The organism is Azospirillum sp. ST 5-10 (assembly GCF_051225715.1).
GTDB lineage: Bacteria > Pseudomonadota > Alphaproteobacteria > Azospirillales > Azospirillaceae > Azospirillum.
In genome coordinates, this window is the sequence record NZ_JBPJSP010000067.1 from 1 (window position 1) to 3,248 (window position 3,248).

A 3,248-nucleotide genomic window follows, 5' to 3' on the forward strand; every position below is an offset into this window, starting at 1 on the left:
GTCCGCCGCAAGCGCAAACGCTCAGGATGGTCCGACGAGTTCGCAAGATCCATCCTCGGCCAAATGCGATGACCGTGCTGGGCTGAGGCCCTCCGCTTGTTTCCGTCGCCGCCATGCGCATATCATGCGCATGGCGGCCGGGTGGGGAGGCGGACATGGATCCAGGGTACGACGTGCGGGCGCCCAAGCGTGCGGTGAACCTGTCCCTCAACGAGGATCTCGTGCGCCAAGCCCGCGAACTCACCGGCAACCTGTCGGAGCGGGTGGAGAGCCTGCTGGCGGACTACGTCGCGGCGGAGAAGAAGGCACGCGACGAGCGGGAACACCGCCTGGACGAGGTCATCGCCGCACTGAACGAGTTTGACGCGACGTACGGCTCCTTCGCCGACGATCACATCGATTTCTGATGGCCCAGTTCGACGTCCATCGCAACAAGGGCCCCCGGCGCGACGGCATTCCCTACCTCATCGTCGTCCAATCCCGTCGCTTTGACGATTCCGGACGCCGCGTCGTTATCCCGCTCCTCGACGGCGCAGCCTTACGCAGCACGGATCAGACTTTCACCCCGACCTTTTCCGTGGAGGGGAAATCCGTCGTCCTCAACCCGCTGCAGATCGCGTCCGTATCCGTGGCAACCCTCGGCGAGCATGTCGCCTCCCTCGCGTCGGAGGGCGACCGCATCATCGCCGCCATCGACCAGTTGATCACCCGAGCCTGGGGCTGAGCGCGCACGCCATGACACCGGAAGAGATCCAGGCCCGCGTGCTCCACCGCGACGGGCTCGTGCTGATCCTGGACAAGCCGGCCGGGCTGCCGGTGCACGCCGGGCCCGGCGGCGGCCCGAACCTGGAGCGCTGGTTCGACGCCCTGCGCTTCGGCCTGCCCCGCCCCCCGGCGCTGGCCCACCGGCTCGACCGCGACACTTCGGGCTGCCTCGCGCTCGGCCGCCATCCCAAGGCGCTGCGCAAGCTCGGCAAGCTGTTCTCCGACGGTCTGGCGGAGAAGACCTACTGGGCGGTGGTGGCGGGCGAGCCGCCGGCCGAGGAGGGGCGCGTCGAGGCGCCCCTGGCGAAGGTGTCGAACCGCGGCGGCGGCTGGCGCATCGTCGTCGACCCGCAGGGGCAACGCGCCGTCACCGATTACCGCGTGCTCGGCCGCGGCGACGGCTGGACCTGGCTGGAATGCCGGCCGCGCACCGGGCGCACCCACCAGATCCGCGTGCACGCCGCCCATCTCGGCTGTCCGCTGCTGGGCGACCCGCAGTACGGCGGCCCCGCCGGCCAGCCGCTGCACCTGCACGCCCGCGCGCTGCGGCTGCCGCTTCAGCCGTCCAAGCCGCCGGTGCAGGCCGAGGCGCCGGTGCCGCCGCATCTGACGGACGCGCTGCGGCGCTGTGGCTGGACGGGGTGACCCTCCCGGAACGGTGAACGCAAGGCGGCCGTCGGGTGTTTCATCGCCAGCGATCCACCGCACGGGTTCCCGCCATGGCCGCAACCGACCGCGCCCCACCCTCGCCGACGGCCCTCGAGCGGCAGTTCTGGGTCGGCGTGGCGCGCGCCTTCGGCGGCGCCATCCTGTTCTCGCTGCCGATGTTCATGACCATGGAGATGTGGTGGCTCGGCTTCACCATGGAGCGCGAGCGGCTGGCCCTGATGCTGTTCCTCGGCATCCCCCTGCTGGTCGGGCTGTCCCACTACATCGGCTTCGAGGCGACCTTCGGCTGGCTCGACGATGTGGTCGACGCCTTCGTCGCCTACGCCGTCGGCTTCGTCGCCGGCGGCTCGGTGCTGCTGCTGTTCGGGGTCATCGAGCCGGGCATGGCGGTCGACGAGATCGTCGGCAAGGTCGCCCTGCAGGCGTTGGCCGGAGCCATCGGCGCGATGCTGGCGCAGAACCAGTTCGGCCAGTCCACCCACAGCCCGTCGGCGGAGCGGAACGTCGCCAGCTATCGCGGCGAGCTGTTCGTCATGGCCGTCGGCAGCCTGTTCCTCGCCTTCAACGTGGCGCCGACCGAGGAGATGGTGCTGATCGCCTACCGGATGACGGAGTGGCATGCGGTGGCGCTGGCGGCGCTGTCGCTGCTGCTGATGCACGCCTTCGTCTACGCCGTGCGGTTCACCGGCGAGGAGCGGCGCCTGCCCGAGAAGACCCCGGCGTGGAGCCTGTTCCTGCGCTACACCGTCGCCGGCTACGCCGTCGCCCTGGCGATGAGCGTGTACGCCCTGTGGTCCTTCGGACGGCTCGACGGCCTGGCGTTGGAGCCGGCCGCCATGGCCACCGTCGTGCTGGCCTTCCCGTCGGCCATGGGCGCCGCGGCGGCCCGCCTGATCCTGTGAGCGCCCGACCATGAACGACGTCTCCCCCTCGCCGCACACCACCTCAGCGACCGGGCCGATCCCGTGGTCGGAATGGGCGGTGGCGCTGATCGGCCTGCTGCTGGTGGCCGGGGCCATCGGCTATCTGGCCTATCTCGCCGCCTTCGTGCCCGAACGCCCGGCCGACGTCGTGGCGACCGTGGAGCACGTCGGCGCGGCGAGCGCCGGCCACCGCGTCGACGTGCGGGTGGAGAACCGCGGCGGCACCACGGCCGCCGAAGTGAAGATCGAGGGCCGCCTGGCGCGCGACGGCGCGGCCGTGGAGACCAGCGACGTCACCTTCGACTTCGTGCCGCCGAATTCCGAGCGCCGGGCCACCCTGATGTTCCGCAGCGATCCGGGCGGCGTGCCCCCGGAGGTCCGCGTCATCGGGTTCCGCGAGCCGTAGGGCCGAGCGCCGTCGTCCCGGCCCCGGCGCGTCCCCGGCGCGAGCACACGCGCAAGTTTTCGCAGGCCCGGCGCAGTACGCGCGCGTTGCCTCAGCCGTTGGTTAAGGAACTTCCGTCCGATCCGAATAACACGCGGCGCTGCGCCACCGCACTCTCGGCCGAATTCGCAACAATGATCCTATGACTGCATTTGAAGCAATCTGATGCGACCCTTTTGCCGTAGAAGGCACGTTCGACGGCGCCGCTCGCGCCGACCGCCGACCACACGGAAAAGGGCAAGAGAGATGGCCGCTCACGACGCCTCCGACCACCACCGCAAGCGCCTCGACGCCTTCAGCATCACCGATCACGACGTCGCCCTGCTGCGCCGGAACGCGGAGTTCGCCGAGCACCGCCTGCCCCAGCTCCTGTCCCAGTGGCACGACGCCTTCGCCGCCTGGCCCGAGATCATGACCGCCCTGCAGAAGCCGGACGTCCACCGGGT

At 70.5% G+C, this 3,248-nt stretch carries 5 protein-coding genes and 1 pseudogene; all 6 read left to right on the forward strand.

Annotation, left to right across the window (positions count from 1 at the left end; translation table 11 throughout):
- Positions 1–155 precede the first annotated feature (155 nt).
- A complete protein-coding gene (locus ACSBPG_RS31730) occupies positions 156–407 on the forward strand; it encodes a type II toxin-antitoxin system CcdA family antitoxin (protein ID WP_435541257.1) in 252 nt (83 codons plus the stop codon).
- Positions 407–724: a CcdB family protein gene (locus tag ACSBPG_RS31735; protein WP_435541258.1), complete on the forward strand. Its 318-nt coding sequence runs from the start codon at positions 407–409 to the stop codon at positions 722–724. The genes ACSBPG_RS31730 and ACSBPG_RS31735 overlap by 1 nt, the downstream gene beginning before the upstream one ends.
- An 11-nt stretch (positions 725–735) precedes the next feature.
- On the forward strand, positions 736–1,410 hold the full coding sequence (locus ACSBPG_RS31740) for an RluA family pseudouridine synthase (protein WP_435541259.1): 675 nt from the start codon (positions 736–738) through the stop codon (positions 1,408–1,410).
- 74 nt (positions 1,411–1,484) lie between these two features.
- On the forward strand, positions 1,485–2,336 hold the full coding sequence (locus ACSBPG_RS31745; protein WP_435541260.1) for a TIGR02587 family membrane protein: 852 nt from the start codon (positions 1,485–1,487) through the stop codon (positions 2,334–2,336).
- A gap of 10 nt (positions 2,337–2,346) precedes the next feature.
- Positions 2,347–2,763, forward strand: a complete 417-nt coding sequence (locus ACSBPG_RS31750; protein ID WP_435541261.1) for a hypothetical protein — start codon at positions 2,347–2,349, stop codon at positions 2,761–2,763.
- Between the two features lie 285 nt (positions 2,764–3,048).
- Positions 3,049–3,248 (forward strand): annotated as a pseudogene (locus ACSBPG_RS31755) (globin-coupled sensor protein); the annotation flags it as partial.

What these genes read in the sequence shown, in the direction of transcription:
- ACSBPG_RS31730 (WP_435541257.1), top strand. Translation starts at nt 156, where the DNA reads ATGGATCCAGGGTACGACGTGCGGGCGCCCAAGCGTGCGGTGAACCTG.
- ACSBPG_RS31735 (WP_435541258.1), top strand. Translation starts at nt 407, where the DNA reads ATGGCCCAGTTCGACGTCCATCGCAACAAGGGCCCCCGGCGCGACGGC.
- ACSBPG_RS31740 (WP_435541259.1), top strand. Translation starts at nt 736, where the DNA reads ATGACACCGGAAGAGATCCAGGCCCGCGTGCTCCACCGCGACGGGCTC.
- ACSBPG_RS31745 (WP_435541260.1), top strand. Translation starts at nt 1,485, where the DNA reads ATGGCCGCAACCGACCGCGCCCCACCCTCGCCGACGGCCCTCGAGCGG.
- ACSBPG_RS31750 (WP_435541261.1), top strand. Translation starts at nt 2,347, where the DNA reads ATGAACGACGTCTCCCCCTCGCCGCACACCACCTCAGCGACCGGGCCG.